Source organism: Vibrio sp. D173a, from assembly GCF_030248475.1.
Genome location: NZ_JAHGAH010000335.1, coordinates 1 through 861 on the forward strand (window position 1 = coordinate 1; position 861 = coordinate 861).

Consider the following 861-nt stretch of genomic DNA (forward strand, 5'->3'; position numbering starts at 1 on the left):
GTTTCAGAACCACAAGCATATCAAACAATTTAAGAGTGATTCGGCACGCGTGGCATTTTCACTATGCGTTGGTTTTGGTGTTTAAGGTGGTCTGCGGCGGCTTTGGTATTGCGTGCCTCACACCTTAATTGGGCGTTGATATGACCCCCACTGTCAATTAAAACGTAGAAGTTTCTGCTCCCACATTCCCAGAGCCTTACTTGTAAATCAGTAGTAGTGTTACCGCATTGGTGAAGCAAGTAATGTCGTCGGTTCTCATGCTGATATACGTGGATTACTCACCGTTGGCGAGCAGAGCCTACCTTACTTGTTCCGTCGTGGCACCTGTCTTCAGTCTATGCTCGTGGTTCAATATAGCTTACGCTTTATTGCCGTCCTAACGCCGTCGGTGATTGTGCCACACCCGATGCTTCATCCTTTGCGATAACACTAATTCGTTGCTCATGCGGGTAGCCTCGCGATACGAGTTTTAGGATCAACGTCGCTCACGATAACCTCTCTCGCGATAGCCCAGATATAGGCGATCATTTCTCTAGCGATAGCCACGACCACAACATTCCTATTCTTTCCTTTTTGGAGCAGTCGTTGATAACGTCGGCATAATCGTTGCTGTGCTTGCCAAGCAATATCGACGATCTCCTTGGGCAGACCTTCTTGTCGAAGTTGGAGTTCTACAGAGATATTGGCTTTATGCTTGTAGGTATGTGCGCCTTCCACCAGTAGTCGCCTTGCTCGACTGTTCCCGCACTTAGTTAAGCTGCCGCGTCGAGTTTTACCGCCACTTGAGCTTTCGGTTGGAACGAGGCCCAGATAAGCCATTAGCTTTCTAGGATGATCGAACCGCCGTAAATCACCGAGTTC

The 861-nt window shown here is 48.4% G+C and carries 1 protein-coding gene; it reads right to left on the reverse strand.

The genetic code is table 11. The features are described from left to right. Nucleotides 1-441 precede the first annotated feature (441 nt). Nucleotides 442-861 (reverse strand): transposase (locus tag KIV40_RS25395; protein ID WP_285351966.1); only part of this gene is annotated, 420 nt, incomplete at its 5' end.